This window comes from Bartonella sp. AP7XZML, assembly GCF_042195745.1.
GTDB lineage: Bacteria > Pseudomonadota > Alphaproteobacteria > Rhizobiales > Rhizobiaceae > Bartonella.
Genome location: NZ_JBHIOT010000082.1, coordinates 83,242 through 100,743 on the forward strand (window position 1 = coordinate 83,242; position 17,502 = coordinate 100,743).

General features: G+C 36.6%; 18 protein-coding genes and 1 pseudogene. 9 read left to right on the forward strand and 10 right to left on the reverse strand.

What is annotated here, in order from left to right; translation table 11 throughout:
* Positions 1-39 precede the first annotated feature (39 nt).
* The 3 genes and pseudogenes from rpsD to ACFILT_RS06520 form a co-directional block, all read right to left on the reverse strand.
* A complete protein-coding gene (gene rpsD / locus ACFILT_RS06510) occupies positions 40-657 on the reverse strand; it encodes a 30S ribosomal protein S4 (RefSeq protein ID WP_273722651.1) in 618 nt (205 codons plus the stop codon).
* Between the two features lie 170 nt (positions 658-827).
* Positions 828-1,655 carry a glutamate racemase gene (gene murI, locus ACFILT_RS06515; RefSeq protein WP_375611921.1) on the reverse strand — a complete coding sequence of 276 codons (828 nt, stop codon included), beginning with the start codon at positions 1,653-1,655 and terminating at the stop codon, positions 828-830.
* A pseudogene (locus ACFILT_RS06520) lies at positions 1,648-2,485 on the reverse strand (RNA methyltransferase). Before ACFILT_RS06520 ends, murI begins: the two are co-directional and overlap by 8 nt.
* A 302-nt stretch (positions 2,486-2,787) precedes the next feature.
* On the opposite strand from ACFILT_RS06520, the gene sfsA reads away from it, so the two are divergent.
* The 3 genes from sfsA to radC are packed head-to-tail and all read left to right on the forward strand — an operon-like array spanning position 2,788 to position 5,139.
* The gene (gene sfsA / locus ACFILT_RS06525) at positions 2,788-3,504 is read left to right on the forward strand and encodes a DNA/RNA nuclease SfsA (protein WP_375611922.1); all 717 of its coding nucleotides are present in this window, start codon (positions 2,788-2,790) and stop codon (positions 3,502-3,504) included.
* Complete coding sequence (gene map / locus ACFILT_RS06530) at positions 3,497-4,327, forward strand: type I methionyl aminopeptidase (RefSeq protein ID WP_375679769.1); 831 nt, start codon at positions 3,497-3,499, stop codon at positions 4,325-4,327. Before sfsA ends, map begins: the two co-directional genes overlap by 8 nt.
* A gap of 17 nt (positions 4,328-4,344) precedes the next feature.
* Positions 4,345-5,139: a DNA repair protein RadC gene (gene radC, locus ACFILT_RS06535; protein WP_375613419.1), complete on the forward strand. Its 795-nt coding sequence runs from the start codon at positions 4,345-4,347 to the stop codon at positions 5,137-5,139.
* Between the two features lie 44 nt (positions 5,140-5,183).
* On the opposite strand, the gene ACFILT_RS06540 is transcribed toward radC, so the two are convergent.
* From ACFILT_RS06540 to ACFILT_RS06555, 4 genes are all read right to left on the reverse strand, one after another.
* Positions 5,184-5,396: a DUF3126 family protein gene (locus ACFILT_RS06540; protein WP_375621268.1), complete on the reverse strand. Its 213-nt coding sequence runs from the start codon at positions 5,394-5,396 to the stop codon at positions 5,184-5,186.
* A gap of 618 nt (positions 5,397-6,014) precedes the next feature.
* On the reverse strand, positions 6,015-6,788 hold the full coding sequence (locus tag ACFILT_RS06545) for an alpha/beta fold hydrolase (RefSeq protein ID WP_375679080.1): 774 nt from the start codon (positions 6,786-6,788) through the stop codon (positions 6,015-6,017).
* Positions 6,785-7,297, reverse strand: coding sequence for a DUF192 domain-containing protein (locus ACFILT_RS06550; protein ID WP_375679079.1), 513 nt, complete (start codon positions 7,295-7,297; stop codon positions 6,785-6,787). Before ACFILT_RS06550 ends, ACFILT_RS06545 begins: the two co-directional genes overlap by 4 nt.
* 251 nt (positions 7,298-7,548) lie before the next feature.
* The gene (locus ACFILT_RS06555; protein ID WP_273791031.1) at positions 7,549-8,124 is read right to left on the reverse strand and encodes a cold-shock protein; all 576 of its coding nucleotides are present in this window, start codon (positions 8,122-8,124) and stop codon (positions 7,549-7,551) included.
* Between the two features lie 323 nt (positions 8,125-8,447).
* Between ACFILT_RS06555 and ACFILT_RS06560 the strand changes: the two genes are divergently transcribed.
* The 5 genes from ACFILT_RS06560 to ACFILT_RS06580 all read left to right on the forward strand — a co-directional run bounded on the left by ACFILT_RS06560 (position 8,448) and on the right by ACFILT_RS06580 (position 13,306).
* Positions 8,448-9,581 carry an ABC transporter substrate-binding protein gene (locus ACFILT_RS06560; RefSeq protein WP_273791030.1) on the forward strand — a complete coding sequence of 378 codons (1,134 nt, stop codon included), beginning with the start codon at positions 8,448-8,450 and terminating at the stop codon, positions 9,579-9,581.
* Positions 9,582-9,695: 114 nt separating this feature from the next.
* Complete coding sequence (locus ACFILT_RS06565; RefSeq protein WP_375679078.1) at positions 9,696-10,772, forward strand: branched-chain amino acid ABC transporter permease; 1,077 nt, start codon at positions 9,696-9,698, stop codon at positions 10,770-10,772.
* Positions 10,772-11,830, forward strand: coding sequence for a branched-chain amino acid ABC transporter permease (locus ACFILT_RS06570; protein WP_375679077.1), 1,059 nt, complete (start codon positions 10,772-10,774; stop codon positions 11,828-11,830). Before ACFILT_RS06565 ends, ACFILT_RS06570 begins: the two co-directional genes overlap by 1 nt.
* Complete coding sequence (locus ACFILT_RS06575; protein ID WP_375611930.1) at positions 11,827-12,609, forward strand: ABC transporter ATP-binding protein; 783 nt, start codon at positions 11,827-11,829, stop codon at positions 12,607-12,609. The genes ACFILT_RS06570 and ACFILT_RS06575 overlap by 4 nt, the downstream gene beginning before the upstream one ends.
* Positions 12,596-13,306: an ABC transporter ATP-binding protein gene (locus tag ACFILT_RS06580; RefSeq protein ID WP_375639680.1), complete on the forward strand. Its 711-nt coding sequence runs from the start codon at positions 12,596-12,598 to the stop codon at positions 13,304-13,306. Before ACFILT_RS06575 ends, ACFILT_RS06580 begins: the two co-directional genes overlap by 14 nt.
* Positions 13,307-13,400: 94 nt before the next feature.
* On the opposite strand, the gene gatA is transcribed toward ACFILT_RS06580, so the two are convergent.
* Both gatA and gatC read right to left on the reverse strand, forming a co-directional pair.
* Complete coding sequence (gene gatA, locus ACFILT_RS06585; protein ID WP_375639679.1) at positions 13,401-14,885, reverse strand: Asp-tRNA(Asn)/Glu-tRNA(Gln) amidotransferase subunit GatA; 1,485 nt, start codon at positions 14,883-14,885, stop codon at positions 13,401-13,403.
* Between the two features lie 31 nt (positions 14,886-14,916).
* Positions 14,917-15,204: an Asp-tRNA(Asn)/Glu-tRNA(Gln) amidotransferase subunit GatC gene (gatC, locus tag ACFILT_RS06590; RefSeq protein ID WP_375606898.1), complete on the reverse strand. Its 288-nt coding sequence runs from the start codon at positions 15,202-15,204 to the stop codon at positions 14,917-14,919.
* A 147-nt stretch (positions 15,205-15,351) separates the two neighbouring features.
* Between gatC and ruvX the strand changes: the two genes are divergently transcribed.
* Positions 15,352-15,831: a Holliday junction resolvase RuvX gene (ruvX, locus tag ACFILT_RS06595; protein ID WP_375679770.1), complete on the forward strand. Its 480-nt coding sequence runs from the start codon at positions 15,352-15,354 to the stop codon at positions 15,829-15,831.
* Here ruvX and ACFILT_RS06600 read toward each other — a convergent pair.
* Positions 15,816-17,435 carry an acyl-CoA dehydrogenase family protein gene (locus ACFILT_RS06600; RefSeq protein ID WP_375679771.1) on the reverse strand — a complete coding sequence of 540 codons (1,620 nt, stop codon included), beginning with the start codon at positions 17,433-17,435 and terminating at the stop codon, positions 15,816-15,818. The genes ruvX and ACFILT_RS06600 overlap by 16 nt on opposite strands.
* Positions 17,436-17,502: the final 67 nt, after the last annotated feature.

Consider the following 17,502-nt stretch of genomic DNA (forward strand, 5'->3'; position numbering starts at 1 on the left):
TCATAATAGAAGAGAGAAACAATTTCTCTTACAGAAAAATTATCGAGAATAAAATTCAACAACCAGATTAGGTTCCATTTGCACAGCATAAGGAACATCTGCAAAAGCAGGAATACGTGTAAAGGTTGCTTTCATCTGTTTATGATCTGCTTCAATATAATCAGGGACATCACGTTCTGCCAATTGCACTGATTCTAACACTAAAACAAGTTGTTTCGATTTTTCCCGAACCTCAATAACATCACCTGGTTTACAACGATAAGATTGAATGTTTGTGCGCCGCCCATTGACATTAACATGACCGTGATTGATAAATTGGCGAGAAGCAAAAATCGTAGGTACGAATTTTGCACGATAAACAACAGCATCCAAACGTGATTCTAACAGACCGATAAGATTTTCACCAGTATCTCCCCGTCGACGAGCAGCTTCTTCATAGGTTTTATGAAATTGTTTTTCTGAAATATCTCCATAAAACCCTTTCAATTTCTGTTTAGCGCGCAACTGAACCCCATAGTCAGAAAGTTTTCCTTTACGACGCTGTCCATGCTGACCTGGACCATAATCACGACGATTGACAGGAGATTTTGGACGCCCCCAAATATTTTCTCCCATACGACGGTCAATTTTATACTTTGTTGTTTCGCGTTTACTCATCGCATTTCCTTATAAAATAAAACACGAGATCTTAAGACCCCAAGGAAACGCGCCCTCCTCTGCCTTTAAATACTAAAGACTGACAGAATACCTTAACATATCAATATGCAAAGTTATCCACGGGACACGTCAATTAATGCTATTTTCTTGAAAAAATAGCTAGATCATCATTATTGGTCTCGTAACCCAAAGTCAACTCCTTTCATGAGTTTTAAGCCAAATCCTTTAAACAAATTCTCCGTTAAAGAAGTGATATTTTTTGATGTCAACAACGCAAAATCTTGATATTTCTTTATATATTGATGGTGTATCTTTCCCGACAATGGTAATAAAGATCTGATATGTTTGGCGATCGCTTTCGCCGGATCAATCCACTCAACGGACCATAAAGCATGTTCACGAAAGAAATTAATCAAAAAAGGATAATGTGTGCAGGCTAAAACAATAACATCCGTATATTGTCCATTTTTTTCCACAAAACATGGCAGGATTTCTTTTCTTAACTCTTCTGAATCGATAGATTTTCCCCGTAAATAATCTTCAGCAAGTCCAGCCAGCTTTTTACTTCCCACAAGCTGAACATGACACTGTCCAGCAAAAGAGTTAATTAATTCATTTGTATAAGCACGTTTAACTGTTCCAGGAGTCGCTAATACGGAAATAAAACCAGATTTTGTTTGTTCAGCAGCTGATTTAATTGCAGGAACCGTTCCTACAAAAGGGACATGAGGAAAATTCTGTCGTAAATCTGCTATCATCAGTGTAGAAACAGTGTTGCAAGCAATCACACATAAAGCTGGATTGTAACGTGTTAAAAGATTTGTAAAAATCTTCAAAATACGCTCTTTCAAAATATTTTCTTTCCAATTTCCATAAGGAAATCCTGCATCATCAGCAACATAGATAAATTGCATGTCAGGGATAAGAATACGCGCTTCCCTGAACACTGTTAAACCACCAATACCGCTATCAAAAAAAAGAACAGGTCGTTCATCCATTAGTTTTCACACTTATTTTTAATTTTTTTACGATCACGCTCTTCCGGTGCTCTACTCCCCCGTGGATATTGTGGCGAAAAATGATCCAAAGAAGATATAATGCCTCGCAATAAACGAACCTCAGGTTCACTAAAGTTAGCGCGCGTAAAAACAGAGCGCAAATTTGCAAGCATTACTTCTTTGCGTTCTGGGGGTCTAAAATACCCACGGATATTCAAAGCCTCTTCTAATTGAGATAAAAAACCATGAAATATTGTTTTATTTGCAGGTTCCATCTCTGCGGCACGAAATGCCGTATCGCTGACATTCTCTAAACCAGTTTTCATCCATTCGTAAGACATTAAAAGAACCGCTTGCGCAATATTAAGTGACGCAAAAGCAGGATTAACTGGAAAAGTAATAATTTCATCAACAAGGCTGATTTCATCATTTTCTAGTCCCCATCTCTCTCTTCCAAAGACAATCCCGGTCTTATGTCCGATACTTTCACGCTGACGTAATACGCTTGCTGCTTCGACAGCACTTTTTACAGTTTTAAATCCACATCTTTCACGTGCTGTTGTGGCAAAAACATAGTGTAAATCTGCAATTGAATCACGCAATGTGTTAAAAATCACAGCATTGTTAATGACATGATCAGCTTTACTCGCAGCAGCTCTAGCTTTTTCATTTGGAAACATTTCTCGAGGATTGACTAATCGAAGCTTAGAAAGCCCAAAATTTGCCATTGCCCTTGCGACCATACCAATGTTTTCAGGAAGCTGCGGTTCAACTAAAATAATAATGGGACCATTTGTTAAATTTTCACGATTCCTATTCGTTCCTGCCATCAATTTTACCTAGTTTCACTTAAACTATCTCCCTCTCCACTATTTTTACGAAACCTTTTTCACAATACTCTAATGCTGTTTAATAATAAATTATAGATAATCTATCTTTTCATTCAAAGATAATAGTTTCTAAACCTAATAATAAATTTTAAAAGCCATTAAAGTGAACGATGGAATTTATAACAATTTATATAAGATATCGTAGCGTTTTTTACATCAATTTTATCTTTTTTAATAGGGAACAGCCCCTATAAATCATAATCTCAGTTGAATTATGAAATCATAAATCCTAAAAAAGGGATATGCACTTTATTCCCAAACTTTTTCCTGCAAAGCTTATCCGTCGTTATAAACGTTTCCTTGCGGATGTTCAACAAGATGATCAGCATGTCCTCACCGTGTCTGTACCTAATACAGGATCAATGCTTGGATTAACAGCTTTCAACACCAATATTTGGCTTTCTTATCATAACAACATCAAACGAAAATATGCCTATCAATTAGAAATTATTGAAGCCGATAATACTTTGGTTGGTATTAATACTTCTTTACCCAATAAACTTGCGTTAGAAGCAATTCAAAACGGATTACTACCAGAATTAAATGGATATAAAACAATTTTAAAAGAACAACGCTATGGGACACAATCACGAATTGACTTTCTTTTACGTGATGACATTCTTCCTGATTGTTACCTAGAAGTCAAAAATGTTCATTTTATTCGTCAGAAAGGATTAGCAGAATTTCCTGATAGCGAAACAAAACGTGGTGCACGTCACCTTGATGAGCTCATAGGAGTTGTACAACAAGGAAAACGAGCTGCTATGCTTTATATTATTCAACGAGAAGATTGCTCAGCTTTTACAATTTGTCATGATCTTGATCCACTCTATGGACGTAAGTTTGATTTAGCATTAAAATCAGGAGTAGAATGTTATGCTGTAAAGTGTCATGTAAGTGTAGAAGGCATTTTTCCGATTCAGAGAGTAAAAATAGAAAATAGAAGAAACAATGACTGAGTATATCGAATATAATAAAATCCCTTTAAAATTTAATGGAAAAATCCGCATTTTCGATGATTATGCTTTTGCTAAAATGCGTGAAGTTGGTCGTATTGGTGCAGAATGCCTTGATGCGCTTACAGATATTATTAAGCCGGGCGTTACTACGCAAGAAATAGATGATTTTGTATTTATTTTTGGAGCTAAGCGAGGAGCACTTCCTGCTGATTTAAATTATCATGGATACAGCCATTCATGCTGTACATCTATCAATCACGTTGTCTGCCATGGCATTCCCAATAAAAGACCTTTGCAAGAAGGTGATATTGTAAATGTTGATGTAACCTTTATCCTTGATGGTTGGCATGGAGATTCAAGTCGAATGTATCCTGTTGGAAAAATTAGGCGTGCAGCAGAACGCTTGCTAAAAATAACCTATGAAAGTCTTATGCAAGGAATCGCTGTCGTTAAGCCTGGAGCAACGACAGGTGATATTGGGGCAGCCATTCAACAGTATGCAGAATCTGAACGCTGTTCAATTGTGAGAGATTTTTGCGGACATGGTATCGGCCAGCTTTTTCATGATGCTCCCAATATTCTCCATTATGGAAATCCTGGAGAAGGAGTTGAATTAAAACAAGGTATGATGTTTACAATTGAGCCTATGATTAACCTTGGTAAACCACAAGTTAAGATTTTATCTGACGGTTGGACTGCTGTTACCCGTGACCGCTCTCTGACAGCACAATATGAACATACAATTGGTGTTACAAATGAAGGGTATGAAATATTTACACAATCTCCTAAAAATATTTTTTATATTCCAAATTCCTATACCTAACGCAATGTAGAGATGTTATGGCTAAAAAATTAAATCAAAAGGAAGATACTCAAAGTAATCACTTTGCATTAACATCGAGTTCTCCACTCACCCCAGTATCAGAAAGAAAAAGTGAAGAGCCTCAGAAAAACGCACAGCTTCATAAACATTATCAAGGCCATCGTGAACGTCTTCGGAAGCGCTATTTAAAGTCAAAAGGAAATGCAATTGAAGATTATGAATATCTTGAATTATTGCTTTTTCGCACAATACCCCGTGCAAACACAAAACCCATAGCTAAAAATTTGATAGCGCGTTTTGGTTCATTAGCTGATGTGTTGGGAGCGGATATTCACCGACTTCAAGAAATTCCAGGATGTGGTCCCGCCACTGCAGTTGATTTAAAAATTATTTCAGATGTTGCTGGACGTCTTGCTCGTGCGCAATTGTTTAAGCGCGATATTTTTTCATCATGGGATAAAGTGTTAGCGTATTGTAAAGCTGTTATGGCTCACGAAACACGTGAACAGTTTCGTATTTTGTTTCTTGATAAGAAAAACGGCTTACTTGCTGATGAGGTGCAACAAACTGGAACCATTGATCATACCCCTGTTTATCCTCGTGAAGTTATTTCTCGAGCTTTAGAGTTATCCGCATCAGGACTTATCTTAGTCCACAATCACCCTTCTGGCGATTCCACCCCCTCTAATGCAGATATAACAATGACATATAGATTAAAAGATGCAGCAAATGCATTAGGCATTATTATCCATGACCATCTTATTATTGCACGAAATAACCATACGAGTTTTAAAGCGTTAAAACTTATATAAATATTATGGGATAAAAAAGACTTCATTCAACTATGAATAACGAATCAATTTTCTAAATCAATATCTAATATAGCCATTGAGAAATTATAGGAGAGCTCATCTTCATCTTCATCTCGATAGATAATGCCTAAAAACTCATCTCCCATATAAACCTCACAAGAATCACTCTTTTTAGGCCGTGCTCTGACTTGCAATGCTGAGTTTTGGAATATATTTTTAAAATAATTATCAAGTTTTTTTATTTCATCAGCATTCACTATGCTCTCCTGTTTTTTTGAAACGATTAAAATAATTGCGTGTCGTGCAAATAAGACACTCTTATGATTCTGTAAAGTCAGTAAAAAAGCATAATCTGAATATTTACTTAATATTACATATATTCACAACGTTCTTTATACATTCATAAAGAACGTTTACAAAAGGAGTCTATCATTATTAAATATACCCGTATAGATTAAAAAATGGCAAAAAAACTGTATATTTTTAATAATTTTACTTTATCTCCAATTTTAGCATCTGTATTTAAAATGCATATTCGTAAGAATAAATTGATCAATAATTTATAATTTTGTTTATTTTATAAAAAATACAAATAAAAATATTTTTTTATTTAAAACTACATTTTTTAGCAAAAAATATTTATTACATCATTCGAAAATAATTCTTTTTAATAACCTTTAAAGTATAATTATCTAATCTTAGAAGAATTACCTCTCTGGAAAATATACAAAATAAGCTAATAAGAGTTTATTTTTCTTTTCATTTTTTATAAAAACTTACGTCATAACAGAAGGATTTTTTAATAAGCTTTTTTCAATTTATACGAAATAAAAATATTGGGTATTTCTGTAAATTCTAAAAGCTATGAAGAGTTCTTATTTTATAGGATAACGAGAAAGAAAATCGATAACGCCTTTTTTATAAACTTTATCGCCTACAGCAAGCATATGATCTCGATCAGGAATTGATAAAGCTTCACCACAAGGCAACAAGGCTGCCAATGGCTCTGCATCACCGCCAATTTCATCTAATGAACCAACGGCAACAAGTGCTGGTTGTTTGATTTTGTAAACTTCAGACGCCGTTAACTCCTGTTTTGATGTAATGATACAAGCAGCAAGAGCACGCCTATCGCTTTTCGTTTGATCTGCAAATTTACGGAACATTAAACCGCGCGTATTGGTAATAGTGGAAATATCTTCTGCTAAAAGGGCCTCAGCAACAGGCTCCCAATTTCCTGCTCCCGTCACCATACCAATACCTAAACCACCAAAAATAACACTGTGTACATATGTTGGATGCAAAAGAGCCATGAAAGCACTAATACGAGCCCCCATAGAATATCCCATAACATGGGCTTTAGATAACTCTAAATGCTGCAGTAACTTTACTGCGTCGCCAGCCATAGCTTGAGGTGTATAAAAGACAGGATCATAACTTTTAACTGAATCTCCGTGACCGCGATTATCAAGAGCAATAACACGATATCCTGCTTCCGTGAGAATACGAAACCAACCTGTTGCATACCAATTCACCCGTGCAGAAGATCCAAAACCATGGATCAACAAAACAGGAGCGCCTTGTCCTTCTTCTCGATAAGCAAATCGCAAACCATTATATTCAAAAAAACGAATATCTTCAGCGGTCATTTTTTATTGCACTTTCCACAAAGTACAGGATGAATAACACGTTGTCCTTTTTGTATCTTTTTTTTAGAAACTTCACCAGCGTTAATTTCAAGTGCAAAAGCTGCAGGAACTTCTGATGAAATGGTATTTGTTGAAAGTGGCGAAGTATTTTCAATAATCGATACAATAATTCCCTCAGAGTTTAAGAAAATCATATCTAAAGGTAAAGGCGTATTTGCCATCCACATAAAAATTTTCTGCTCATCTCCCGATCGAGAACTTTTTAGCTGCTTAAAGAGCATTGCACGATCGCGTGGAAAATCAGTTCGATACATTAAACCAGCTGCTGCTTGAGATGGCGTAAAAGCAATCTCTACCTTATAAAAAACCGAACCTTGCTTTGTATGTATTTCTAAAGGAATTGGATGCACAGGAATCTCTATGGGCTCCTTTGCTACAACAACACGCATATCTAACATAAAAAGCATCACCAATAAAACAATACGCCCCTTTTTAAAAGGCTTTAACATTCTTGTCTCCACCACAGAAAAATTTTAAATTTTGTTTCTAAAATAAAAGGTACCAGAGTTTAAAAGTCAAAAAAAAAGAGGATTGCTTCCTTGTTATTTTCTAGTTTCTTTCAACGTAATATGCGAAATTTTCTTCATTTGGTTTATGGATTCACGAGAGCCATATTTTCTTTAAAAATCTACCTCTATAGCAATTTACGGAATAACCATCTTTAAAAATATAGAAAACATACTGATTTCACTCGTGAAATTCAATGCGTAGCTAAAGGAATGCCTATGTCCGGATAAATCTCTGCTGTCATTAAACCTTTTTCTCCTTTACCAAAACGTACAAGAACAACTTGGCCAGAACGAAGCTCTGCTAAACCAAAACGGCGCAATGTTTCCATATGAATAAAAATATCTTCTGTTCCTTGCCCACGGCTAAGAAAACCGTATCCTTTGTCACGATTAAACCATTTAACAATTGCTCGTTCTAGTCCACTTTCTGGAGTAACAACAACATGGGTACGGGCAGGAACTTCTGATGGATGAATTGCTGAAGAACAATCTATGGATTTCACCTGAACGCACTTTAACCCTCGTTCAGTTTTTTCCACAGCACAAATGACTTTAGCTCCCTCTAAAGCTGTTTGAAAACCATCTCTTCGCATTACCGTAACATGCAATAATATATCGGGAAAATGAGGTAAATCAGGTACAATAAATCCATACCCCTTACTACCATCAAACCACTTAATGACACCACTGATTTCGATAATCTCCCCGCAAGCACCTATACTATCCTCAGATGGGGAACAATCCTTTAATGCATCCTTACTCGTCATAATAACGTGATCCTGTAGCTTATAAATTGTACGATATTGATTCTCTAGGTTTAAGTAAACATTGCTCTTGTATCAACACGCAAGCCCCAAGATAAGATTTCCCCACATTGTCGTATCTTCTATGTTAATGTCAGAGAATATCAACATGAATATTTATAAAACTATTTGATTGTACACTTTACATACCTTACAAGGAGTGCCCTACAAAAGAGGTCATATAAAAGTTTTTTTACATAATGATATTTTGATTAATGTGTAACTTGCATGATGAAGAAGTTCAATATAAGGTGAAAAAACGACAATTCAATTAAGGAAAATGCGCAATGCAATTGAAGAAAATCCTTACGATAATCGCAGCATTTATGGCATTTACAGCAAATGTTTATGCGAGTGAACCTATTAAGATTGGTGTTTATCTTCCATTAAGTGGTCAAAATGCATTTGGAGGTCAGCTTGAAATTAGAGGTATAGAATTAGCCCATAAAAAAGTTCCAGAAATTTTAGGACGTAAAGTGGAACTTGTTATTATTGATAATAAATCTGATAAAGTAGAAGCGGCTAATGCTGTTATGCGTTTAACAGCAAGTGAAAAAGTGAGTGGAATCATTGGTAGCTATGGTTCTTCACTTTCGTTAGCAGGTGGTGAAATATCTGAAAAGGCAAAGACTCCAACCATTGCAACGTCCTCAACAAGTCCCCTTGTTACACAGGGTAAAAAATATTACTTTCGTGCTTGCTTTATTGATTCCTATCAAGGAGTAGGAATCGCAACTTATGTAAGCCAAACTTTACACGCAAAAAAGGCTGCTATCCTTAAAGATATTTCAAGCGATTATGCTATTGGTCTTGCAAGTTATTTTACGCGTGCTTTCAAAAAATTAGGTGGTGAAGTTATCTCAAATTTAAATTATAATTCTGGAGATCAGGACTTTTCAGCTGTTCTCACGCAAATTATCGCCCAGAAACCTGATATCTTATTCATTCCATCTTACTTTTCTGAAGGTGCTATCATCATGAAACAAGCACGAGAATTAGGGGCTAAGTTTCAAATTATGGGTGGAGATGCTATGGATAATCCAGAAACCATTACGATTGCAGGAAAAGCTGCAGAAGGTTTCTTACATACGACACTTCCCTATAGTGAGGATATGCCAAATATGTCAGTAGCTGCGCAAGAATTCACAAAAGAATGGAAAAAAGCTTACCCAGACAAAGAGCCAAATATCAATTCTGTTTTGGGATACACGAGTTATATGATGTTCATGAAGGCTATTGAAAATGCTGGTAGCACTGATCGTGAAAAAATTACTATCGCACTTAGCCAATTAAAAGACTTTCCTACCCCCTTTGGGGATATGTCAATGGATGAAAATCATAATCCTAAAATTCCTATTGGTATCATTAAAATACAGGATGGAAAACGTGTTTATTTAGAAGAAGTTAAACCTGCTTTTTAATTAAAAAGTTGTACTTATTAAAATGCAAGAATTGGTTGAGGATCTTTTTCTCAACCAAAAATTTAGAAATTTCTTATTGTCCTATGTAAATTAACAAATGTGGAAGGATGAGAGATGAGCACTGAAATGTTCATCCAGTACTTTTTTAATGCACTGGCATTGGGATCTCTTTATGGGCTTATTGCTATTGGCTACACCATGGTCTACGGTATACTGAGACTCATTAATTTTGCTCACGGTGATATCTTTATGCTGGGAGCATATTTTGTTTTCTTTTCCACAATTGGCTTTATGCCTGCTTGGGCAGCTTTTCTTCTTTTGTTTTTTGCTGCTCTTGTTTATTATTCGGTCTTTATAGGCTTTAAAAGGCGTCCTCCAATTTATTGGATTGCTGCTTTTTTAATTCTTGCGCTAGGATTTGTTTATTATTTTAAAATTTCCCCGCAAGACTTTACACCGATTTGGGTTTTAGCTCTTTGTTTTTCCATTTTTATTACAAGTGCTGTGGGTGTTGCTGTTGATCAATTTGCTTATAAACCTCTACGCCATGCTCCGCGTATTTCGGCACTTATCGGTGCAATTGGTGTTTCTTTTTTTATTGAAAATCTTGCTACTGTACTCTTTAGTGGTGTTCCGAAAGGTGTACAACAGCCAGACTTTCTTGTAACACCATTTTTATGGCATCTAGGATCAGGAGCAGATGGTATCATCAGAATTGCTCCCATGTCTCTGATCGTTCCCTTTGTGTCATTAATTCTTATTTTATTACTATTATGGATTATCCATAAAACAAAACCGGGTCTTGCTATGCGCGCAATCTCCCATGATATTGAAACAACACGTTTGATGGGTGTGTCTGTCAATAAAGTTATTGCGTTTACATTTGGAATAGGCTCAGCTCTTGCCGCCATAGCAGGCATTATGTGGTCTTTACGTTATCCTCAAATTCAGCCTTATATGGGTGTTCTTCCTGGTCTCAAAGCATTTATTGCTGCTGTTATCGGAGGTATTGGTTCGATACCAGGAGCAATGTTGGGAGGATTGTTATTAGGGTTTATTGAAATTATGATTATCGCATTTTTCCCCGCGCTATCTGGATATCGAGATGCCTTCGCTTTCATTTTATTGATTCTGATTCTATTGATATTGCCCACAGGATTAATGGGTAAAAGAAATCAGGAGAAAATCTAATGGCAAAGTCAGCGACAACTGTTTTATCGTGTATAAGTGTTTTAGTTCTCATAGGTTTTTTATTTTATGCTGATAGCCATTTTAATGACTATACGCTTCGTATCATCAATCTGATTGCTATTAATGCGATATTGGCAATTTCGCTTAATTTGATTTACGGTTTCACAGGTATGTTTTCTCTTGGACATGCTGGATTTATGGCTATTGGTGCTTATGTTTGCGCAATTTTACTTCTTTCCCCTGAACAAAAAGAAATGATGTGGATTCTTGAGCCTATTGCTGAACCATTATATCATTTGCAGTTACCTTTTTTTATCGCTGTTGTCGTAAGTGGTTTGTGTGCTGCTGTTATAGGTTTATTAATTGCTTTACCAATATTGCGTCTTGGTGGCGATTATCTTGGAATTGCAACATTAGGTTTTGCGGAAATTATTCGCATTGTCATTACGAACGCAACATCGCTCACAAATGGCTCTTTGGGAATCAAAGGAATACCTCAAAATGCAACATTATGGTGGAACTATGGTTGGCTAGCATTTACAGTTCTCTTTATTGTCCTCTTACTGCAAAGTAATACTGGTAACGTATTACGTGCTATTCGTGATGATGAAATAGCTGCGAAAACTATGGGAATTAATGCTTTTTTCTACCGTAGTTTTTCCTTTACTGTTGGAGCATTTTTTGCAGGTATAGGTGGCGCATTAATGGCGGCTCTTATTTCAACCATTGATCCAAAAATGTTTAATTTTCTTCTGACTTTTAATATTTTAATGATTGTTGTTGCTGGTGGTCTCGGTTCAATTACAGGGAGCATTATTGGCAGCATTATTATTACAGTCATGCTTGAATGGCTTCGTATTATTGAAAGTCCATTTGACTTAGGTTTTATACATATTCCAGAAACCCCAGGGCTTCGTATGGTTGTTTTTTCTCTTTTATTGCTGGTAATTATCTTGTTTTGGAGAAAAGGGTTAATGGGACAACGAGAATTTTCATGGAATGGAATTTATAGCTTTTTGACACGCAAAAAGCTTTCTAATACTGAGGGAAAGCTATGAACGACAATATCCTTTCACTCAATAATATTGTAATGCGTTTTGGCGGATTAGTTGCTGTAAATAATGTTAATATGGCAATTAAACGAGGAAGTATTACTGGATTAATTGGTCCCAATGGTGCTGGAAAAACAACAGTTTTCAATATGATTTCTGGATTTTATGCTCCTACAAGCGGCATCATTCTTTTTGATGAGAAAAAAATTTCTGGAGCGTCTCCTTATATTATCTGTAGAAGCCATATTGCCAGAACATTTCAAAATATTCGTCTTTTCTCAGGGTTAACGGTTTTGCAGAATGTTATGGTAGGAGCGCATGTTCGACAAAAATATCCTTGGTTTTCTTCAGCTCTCTTTTTTTCAAAAGCAATAAAAGAAAAGAAGGAAGTTTATAAAAATTCCTTGGAGCTCCTTGAACAGCTACAACTTGATCATCTTGCCAATCAATCGGCAACAGCTTTACCTTATGGTGTGCAACGACGTCTAGAAATTGCACGTGCGTTAGCCACAAAGCCCAAATTGCTTCTTCTTGATGAACCTGTTGCTGGCATGAATCCACAAGAAAGTGAAGATCTTAGAAAGTTCATAGCAAAAGTGCAAAAAGACTTTGATCTTACAATTCTTCTTATTGAGCACGATATGAAAGTGGTTATGGGGCTTTGCCAACATATTTTGGTTATGGAATATGGCTGTTGCATTGCCAGTGGTACACCAGATGAAATTCGTAATAACCCTAAAGTTATTGAAGCTTATCTTGGCGGAGATGTTTATGGATATTCTTAAAATAAAAAATCTTTACGTTCATTATGGCGCCATTAAAGCTGTCCAAAATCTTTCTATGTCCATAAAGCGGGGCAGTATTGTCACTTTAATTGGAGCCAATGGTGCAGGAAAAAGCAGTATTGTACGTTCTATTACAGGGCTTAATCGCTCTGTTTATGGAGAAATTACCTATAATGGCAAATCTATTATTAAAAAATCACCAGAAGAGATTTTGCGATTAGGGATTGCTCTAAGCCCTGAAGGACGACGTATCATGCCCCATCTCACTGTTTTAGAGAATCTTCATCTAGGCGCTTATATTCGTCACGATAAGCAGGGAATTTCCCGTGATATTGAATGGATATTTGACCTTTTTCCGCGCCTACGTGAAAGAACAAAACAGTTGGGAGGAACAATGTCAGGTGGTGAACAACAGATGGTTGCTGTGGGCCGTGCACTCATGAGCAATCCTGATATGGTCATATTAGATGAACCCTCGTTGGGGTTAGCACCACTTCTCGTTCGAGAAATTTTTTCGATTATTCGAAAAATTAATGATATGGGGAAAACTGTTCTTCTTATTGAACAAAATGCATTTGCTGCACTTTCCATAGCTGACTATGCTTATATTTTAGAGGTAGGACATATTTTATTTCACGGTGAAGGAAAAACTATGCTCTCTGATTCGCGTGTTAAAGAAGCCTATCTTGGTGGGTAAGACTACGAATTAAGGAAATAGAGCTCATCCCTCCACCATTTAAAAAAGCATTTCTCATTAAGTATGAGAAATGCTCCTTTGTGAATTTTGACTATTACATCCACCATTTTTCTGCACTGAATATTCCTGCTTCTTGTTCAATAATGTGCGCTATCTGAAAAATGACTTCTTCAGAAAAAGGTTTACCAATCAATTGCAATCCTAGAGGTAAACCATTTGATGACAGACCAGCAGGAACAGAAATTCCTGGTAATCCAGCCATATTAACTGGTACAGTAAAAATATCATTAAGATACATTGCTACAGCATCATTTTTTATTTTTTCATCAGCAATACCAAAAGCAGATGTTGGTGTTGCTGGTGTCAAAATAGCATCAATGCCTGAAGCAAAACATTGATCAAAATCACGTTTTACGAGTGTTCTTACTTTTTGAGCTCTTAAATAACAGGCATCATAATAACCTGATGAAAGAACATAAGTCCCAACCAGAATGCGCCGTTTGACTTCATCACCAAAACCAACAGAACGCGTATTTTCATACATCTCAATGATGTCTTTCCCAGGCATGCGCAAACCAAAACGCACACCATCATAACGCGCTAAATTAGAAGAGGCTTCTGCAGGAGCTATAATGTAATAAGAAGGTAGAGCATATTTTGTATGGGGCAAAGAAATATCTTTAATCTCAGCACCTGCTTCTTTTAACCAATTTATTCCTTTTTGCCAAAGCTCAATAATTTCTGGAGACATTCCATCCACATGATATTCTTTTGGAATACCGATTTTCATTCCTTTGATTGATTGACCAAGATAACTTTCATAATCAGGAACTGGTAAATTGACGGAAGTAGAATCTTTTTCATCAAAAGAGGCCATTGATCTGAGTAAGATAGCACAATCACGAACATCTCTAGCAACAGGTCCAGCTTGATCAAGAGATGAAGCAAACGCGACAACGCCCCATCGCGAACAACGTCCATAAGTTGGCTTTATTCCTACAGTTCCAGTAAAAGCTGCTGGTTGACGTATTGAGCCACCTGTATCGGTTGCAGTTGCACCAGCACAAATTTGTGCAGCAACAGCGGCTGCGGATCCCCCCGAAGAACCACCGGGTACGAGTTTTTCATTTGAGCCTTTTTTTCTCCATGGACTAATAACGGGACCATAATATGATGTTTCGTTGGACGAGCCCATAGCAAACTCATCCATATTAAGTTTTCCTAACATCACAGCACCATCTTGCCATAAATTAGCCGTGACAGTTGATTCATAGTGAGGTTTAAAACCATCAAGGATATTTGAACAGGCTTGAGTATGAACACCATAGGTTGCAAAAAGATCTTTAATCCCCAAGGGAATTCCTTCCAAAAGCCCTCCCTGCCCTTTCGCTAAGCGACTGTCTGATTCAGCAGCCATTTTCATTGCCTGTTCTGCTGTTATTGTTACATAAGCATTCAAAGTTGGATTCGCCAACTCTATTGCTTGTAAATAAGCTTCCGTTAATTCTATTGCTTTGAGATTTTTCTTTGTTAGAGCATCACGAGCTTGCGCAATTGTGAGAGTTGTTAAATCAGTCATATTGGTTCTCAAATTTCAAAAATATAAAAAGTTACTCAACAATTTTTGAGACAAGAAAAAAATTTTCTTCTGTAACAGGGGCATTGGCTACAATATCTGCTGCTTTATCGCCATCTGTCACACTATCTTCACGCATTCGTAGAGTCATCGGCATCACAGATGTTAATGGCTCAACTCCACTGACATCAACTTCATTCAATTGCTCTACAAAACCTAAAATAGCATTGAATTTTTTTGTCACAGGTTCTATCTCATCATCGTGGAGGGCAATCCTTGCTAAATGTGCTATCCGCTTGACTGTCTCTTGATCAACAGACATACTCTTTACGCCTTTCTGCTTTTTTGTTTATTTATTGATCTTTATTCTGGCTATACAAGGCTGCACTTGTAAGTGCAAGAATATTAGATAACATGAATAAAGAATATAACTATAGATCTGAAACATTAAAAAACGTATTATACCTTTATGACTGTTATTAATATAGATGAAGTTATAAAACATCTTTTGCCTAGACAAACAATAGCAGGCTTAGATTTAGGGACAAAAACTATCGGAATTGCGATTTCTGATATGGGGCTGACTGTCTCAAATCCGCGTCCTGTACTACAGCGAAAAAAATTTACAGAAGATGCTTACACACTTATTAAAATTTTTGACCGTGAAAATGTAGGCGTTATTATCATTGGCTTACCTCTTAACATGAATGGAAGCAGTGGCTCTCGTGTTCAAGCAACCAGAGCTTTTGTGAGCAATATGAAAGCTTATACAAAAATTCCATTTGTTTTTTGGGACGAACGTTTATCAACAATTGCTGCGGAACGGTCTCTTTTAGAAATGAATGTATCGCGCGCTAAAAGAGCAAGCCGTATTGATTCGGCAGCCGCCGCTTTTATATTGCAAGGTGCTCTCAATAGAATTCAAAACTTTCATCATATGAAAGGATAGAGGACATTGAGCAAATGCCCTGCATTATACCGTGCAATGAGCATCCCGTAAGAAGATCTCCATTGTCCCCCAAGGCGGCTTTCCATATAGGCATTCGCAACATGTTCTATGTCTGTAGAACGTAATGCTGCTGCTGCTGCTGCATAAGCTACTTGTTCAACAAAAAATCTTCCTGCACCTTCATTTGCTGATGCCATATCACCTGCTGACTTAATAATTTCAATTGCTCGGGGTCCCGCTGGTCCAATATCAAGAGCAATTTTTTCCAACAATTTCTGAAACAATCCCGGTGCTTTTTCAGCAATAAGAATGGCATCCTTTACCAATTGATTAGCAGAACTATTTCTCACAATTCGCGCAGGCCCATTATGCAACATTTGTGATAATGGATTATTCTCTATAAAACTTTCAATACCAAGTTGTGCAATAATTTCACCAATAATAGGCACAACCAATTGACTTACATGATAAGCAATAATAGGTGTCATAATGCGGGCAAAAGCTGCTTCAGAACGGTCATTTGCTGCATTGTCAAATGCTCTCGCTAAACGCAAAACCAATGCTTGTGAGGCAGCTATATCTAATGCAATATCTGCAAAAATACGTTCTGTCAGTGGAGGTAACGGCTGATTGGGCATTTTTTTCCGGAAAAAATCCATACCAAATTGAAGAGCCGCTCGTAAAACACCTGCCGATATGACAGATTGATCGAAACGCATCATCGTCTCGATATCTTTCATAACTTTAAGCCCTTCTCCAGCATTTCCCAAAAGCCAGCCATAACTGCCTTGGAAGTCGACAACCCCCTCTGGTGTTAAAAGTTCTCCAGATCGCTGAATTAAATGACGAATCGATATAGATCCATTTAATGCGCCATTTTCTTGTATGCGTGGAATAAAAAAACAACTTAAATGACCATCTAAATCTGCACTAACAAGATATCCGTCAGCGGTAGGATTAATAACGTTGGTTTTTACAACATTTAAACGATATAGATCACGTTCCATACTTTCATCGAAAGAAATTTTCTTAACACTTGGAAAATTGAAAGCGTATTTTTCAATATCGTCAAATGCACAAGTTAGAGAAGCAGCCTTTTTATGATGAATAGGCTTTGATGAGGAATCATATTGGCGTGATAAAAGTACATTTTGCCATTTTTTGAAGAGCTCAATATCACTAATTAAAACAGCAATAGCTGCACTCGTTATGATAACTTCATTCAAATGTCCTGTTTCTAAACCAGCAGATAAAGCTAAACGAATCGCACGCGCTTGATAGCGTACTCCATTTTCTGAGCTCGTATTTTCCCAAAGCGAGGTAACCAAACCTGCTTGTCTAGAATATTGTTGAAGAGCTTGATAGGAAGAATGGATCTCTAATCTTTCTGTTGGTTGCCCCCATTCATCATTATAGCATAGTAAAGGCTTATAATGATTCGCTAAGCAAGAAAGTTTCCATGCTTCTCGACTCGCGGCAAAATCCCCTATTTCTTCAAAACTTGCTAACAAAAACTTAGGCAAAGTAGAAGCAATACGAAACATAAGCGTATCGCTAAGAAATGTATTTTTTCGACGAGTATTTTGCGCAGATACAGCACTCATAGGTATATTCCTACATTCAAATCATTCATATCATAGACTATTTGTCTTTTTAGAGTTAAGAAACATT

What these genes read in the sequence shown, in the direction of transcription:
- rpsD (WP_273722651.1), bottom strand. Translation starts at nt 657, where the DNA reads ATGAGTAAACGCGAAACAACAAAGTATAAAATTGACCGTCGTATGGGA.
- murI (WP_375611921.1), bottom strand. Translation starts at nt 1,655, where the DNA reads ATGGATGAACGACCTGTTCTTTTTTTTGATAGCGGTATTGGTGGTTTA.
- sfsA (WP_375611922.1), top strand. Translation starts at nt 2,788, where the DNA reads ATGCACTTTATTCCCAAACTTTTTCCTGCAAAGCTTATCCGTCGTTAT.
- map (WP_375679769.1), top strand. Translation starts at nt 3,497, where the DNA reads ATGACTGAGTATATCGAATATAATAAAATCCCTTTAAAATTTAATGGA.
- radC (WP_375613419.1), top strand. Translation starts at nt 4,345, where the DNA reads ATGGCTAAAAAATTAAATCAAAAGGAAGATACTCAAAGTAATCACTTT.
- ACFILT_RS06545 (WP_375679080.1), bottom strand. Translation starts at nt 6,788, where the DNA reads ATGACCGCTGAAGATATTCGTTTTTTTGAATATAATGGTTTGCGATTT.
- ACFILT_RS06550 (WP_375679079.1), bottom strand. Translation starts at nt 7,297, where the DNA reads ATGTTAAAGCCTTTTAAAAAGGGGCGTATTGTTTTATTGGTGATGCTT.
- ACFILT_RS06555 (WP_273791031.1), bottom strand. Translation starts at nt 8,124, where the DNA reads ATGACGAGTAAGGATGCATTAAAGGATTGTTCCCCATCTGAGGATAGT.
- ACFILT_RS06560 (WP_273791030.1), top strand. Translation starts at nt 8,448, where the DNA reads ATGCAATTGAAGAAAATCCTTACGATAATCGCAGCATTTATGGCATTT.
- ACFILT_RS06565 (WP_375679078.1), top strand. Translation starts at nt 9,696, where the DNA reads ATGAGCACTGAAATGTTCATCCAGTACTTTTTTAATGCACTGGCATTG.
- ACFILT_RS06570 (WP_375679077.1), top strand. Translation starts at nt 10,772, where the DNA reads ATGGCAAAGTCAGCGACAACTGTTTTATCGTGTATAAGTGTTTTAGTT.
- ACFILT_RS06575 (WP_375611930.1), top strand. Translation starts at nt 11,827, where the DNA reads ATGAACGACAATATCCTTTCACTCAATAATATTGTAATGCGTTTTGGC.
- ACFILT_RS06580 (WP_375639680.1), top strand. Translation starts at nt 12,596, where the DNA reads ATGGATATTCTTAAAATAAAAAATCTTTACGTTCATTATGGCGCCATT.
- gatA (WP_375639679.1), bottom strand. Translation starts at nt 14,885, where the DNA reads ATGACTGATTTAACAACTCTCACAATTGCGCAAGCTCGTGATGCTCTA.
- gatC (WP_375606898.1), bottom strand. Translation starts at nt 15,204, where the DNA reads ATGTCTGTTGATCAAGAGACAGTCAAGCGGATAGCACATTTAGCAAGG.
- ruvX (WP_375679770.1), top strand. Translation starts at nt 15,352, where the DNA reads ATGACTGTTATTAATATAGATGAAGTTATAAAACATCTTTTGCCTAGA.
- ACFILT_RS06600 (WP_375679771.1), bottom strand. Translation starts at nt 17,435, where the DNA reads ATGAGTGCTGTATCTGCGCAAAATACTCGTCGAAAAAATACATTTCTT.